Here is a 2,763-nt window from a genome sequence, read left to right as displayed (position 1 = left end):
GCCGCGCGGTGCCGGGCATCCTCCCGGTCCCCGTGCCCGGCGCGCCTGCCGTGGCCACCAGCGGCGACACCGTCACCGTGTCCGGCCGGGACTTCGCCTACCGCTTCGACGACGGCTCGCTGACCTCGATGCGCGCGGCCGGCCGGGAACTGCTGCGCGGCGGGCCCCAGCTGGACGTGTACCGGCCACCGACCAGCAACGAGACCTACGACTGGGGCACCGACGACCGGCGGATCTGGCACGAGACCGGCCTGGACCGGCTGCGGACCACGGTCAGCGGGCTGCAGACCCGGACCGAGGCCGACGCCGTCGTGGTGGAGGTGCGCAGTGTCGCGGCCGGCCCCGGCACCGAGGCGCTGCTGTCGTTCGACCAGACGCTGACCTACCGGATCGACCGGCGGGGCACCGTCACGCTGCGCCAGGACGTCGCCGCGAAGGGCTCACGGGTGGGCGCGCTGCCGTACCTGCCCCGGGTCGGCATCTCGCTGCGGGTGCCCGACTCGATGCAGCGCTTCGCCTACTACGGGCGCGGCCCGCAGGAGTCCTACAACGACCGGCGCAGCGGGGCCCCGATGGGCGTCTACCGCAGCACGGTCGAGCAGGAGTACGTGCGGTACTCGCGGCCGCAGGCGTACGGCAACCACACCGACACCCGCTGGGCCACCCTGCACGACCAGCGCGGCGGGCTGCTGGTCGGCGGCACCTCCGACGTCAGCGTGACCGCCTACGACGACCTGGACCGCGCCGAGTACGACCATCAGCTGCCGCTGGTGCGCAACAAGGACTGGGTGACGCTGCACGCGGAGGCCGGCGAGACCGGGATGGGGGAGACGCCGAACTCGGTGCTGGCGCCGTACCGGCTGTCGCCCACGCAGCCGTACTCGCACGAACTGGTGCTGCGCCCGCTCACCCGGGTCGAGGTCGCCGCGGGCGGCGTCCCGGACGCCGACGTGCCGGCGCCCTGCCCGCCGGAACTGACCGTCACCACGGACGGCCGGATCGAGCCCGGCACGGCCGAACCGGTGCAGGTCCAGGTCGCGGCGCGCTGCGCGGCGGGTCTGCGGGACGCGACGGTACGGCTGAGCGCACCCGAGGGCTGGACCGTGCAACCGGCCTCGGTGGACCTGGGCGCCGTCGCCGACCGCGAGACGGCCACGTTCACCGTCACCGCCCCGGCGGGCACCGACATCGGCACGTACCGCCTCACCGCGACCGCCGAGACCACCACGCCCGACGGCTTCGCCTCGACCACCACGGCGACCGCGACCACCGAGGCGCCGCTGCCGGCGGGTTACGTCTGGCTCAGCGACCGCCCGTTCACCGCCCCGGTGAACGGCTGGGGCCCGGCCGAGAAGGACCGTAGCAACGGCGAACAGGGTGCGGCCGACGGCAACCCGCTGACCATCGGTGACATGGTCTATCCCAAGGGCATCGGCGTGCACGCCGCGTCCACGGTCCAGGTCGACCTCGGCGGCGACTGCACCCGGCTGCGCGCCGACGTGGGCGTCGACGACGAGACGGGCAGCGCGGGCTCGGTGACATTCGAGGTCTGGGGCGACGGCACCCGGCTGGCCCAGACCGGCGTGCTCACCGGCGCGAACCCCGCCCAGCGCCTGGACGTCGACGTGACCGGGGTGCGGAGCCTGGAGCTGCGGGTCACCGACGGCGGCAACGGCAACGGCAACGACCACGCCGACTGGGCCGCCGCCCGGCTCGCCTGCGGCAGAGCCGGATCCGGCAGAATGAACGGCCATGTCCCGTGAACCACGCGTCTCCTGCGTCTTCATCTGCCACGACGGCGCCGGCCGGATCCTGCTCGCCCGGCGTTCCGCCGGTGCCCGCGACGAGCCCGGGACCTGGGACACCGGGGCGGGCGCGCTGGAGTTCGGCGAGACCTTCGAGGCCGCGGTGACCCGCGAGGTCAAGGAGGAGTACGCGACCGAGCCGCAGGAGATCAGCCTGCTCGGCGTCCGCAACGTGGTCCGCACGGAACCGCTGTCGCACTGGGTCGCAGTGGTCTTCGCGGTCCGCGTCGATCCGGCCACCGTGGCGATCGGCGAGCCGCACAAGTTCGACGAGCTGGACTGGTTCGACCCGGCCACCCTGCCGGGCCCGCTGCACTCCCAGCTCGAGCCGACCCTCGAGCTGTTCCGCGAGGCCCAGCTGTAACGGACCGGGATTTCCGTCGGGCACCTGTCGATGTGGCGCTCCGCCGTTCGTAGTGGGGCATGGTGGGAAGCGCCCGCCGCTGAGGAGTGTCCGATGAGCCAGTACCTGTTGTCCGTGCACACCGCCGCCGACGCCGGCGACCAGCCGGCCGAGCCGATGAGTCCCGAGCAGTTCCAGCAGCTCATGGCCCTGGAGGAGGAGATGAAGGCCACCGGGGCCTGGCTCTTCTCCGGCCGGCTGACCGAGCCCGACGTCGCCACCGTGGTACGCCGAACGGCGGGCGAGGCACTGCTGACCGACGGTCCCTTCGTCGAATCCAAGGAACACCTGGCCGGCTTCTACATCATCGAGGCCGACGACCTCGACGCCGCGCTGCGGTGGGCCACCCGGACCACCGCCGTCATCGGTGCGCCGATCGAGGTCCGCCCGTTCGTGGCCACCAGCCACGGCTGAGCCGGGGAGGGGACCGGCCGGTGGCCGAGCTCGACATCGGCCGGATCTTCCGGGCCGAGTACGGCCGCTCGGTGGCCGCGCTGATCCGCGTCCTCGGGCTGATCGATCTCGCCGAGGACGCGGTGCAGGAGGCCTTCTCGC

At 73.4% G+C, this 2,763-nt stretch carries 3 protein-coding genes; all 3 read left to right on the top strand.

Features of this window, described 5'->3' with window-relative positions; translation table 11 throughout:
* Nucleotides 1-1,763, top strand: a 1,763-nt coding sequence (locus AB0C29_RS42205; RefSeq protein ID WP_360833095.1) for an NPCBM/NEW2 domain-containing protein, incomplete at its 5' end; no start/stop codon positions are given.
* Entirely contained in the window at nucleotides 1,753-2,169 is a 417-nt protein-coding gene (locus AB0C29_RS42200) for an NUDIX domain-containing protein (protein ID WP_360833092.1), read from the top strand. The genes AB0C29_RS42205 and AB0C29_RS42200, both read left to right, overlap by 11 nt.
* 93 nt (nucleotides 2,170-2,262) lie before the next feature.
* Complete coding sequence (locus tag AB0C29_RS42195; RefSeq protein WP_360833089.1) at nucleotides 2,263-2,622, top strand: YciI family protein; 360 nt, start codon at nucleotides 2,263-2,265, stop codon at nucleotides 2,620-2,622.
* The last annotated feature ends 141 nt before the right edge of the window (nucleotides 2,623-2,763 follow it).

The sequence above is a fragment of the Actinoplanes sp. NPDC048791 genome (assembly GCF_040650095.1).
GTDB lineage: Bacteria > Actinomycetota > Actinomycetes > Mycobacteriales > Micromonosporaceae > Actinoplanes.
This window is presented reverse-complemented; position numbering and strand designations above follow the sequence as displayed.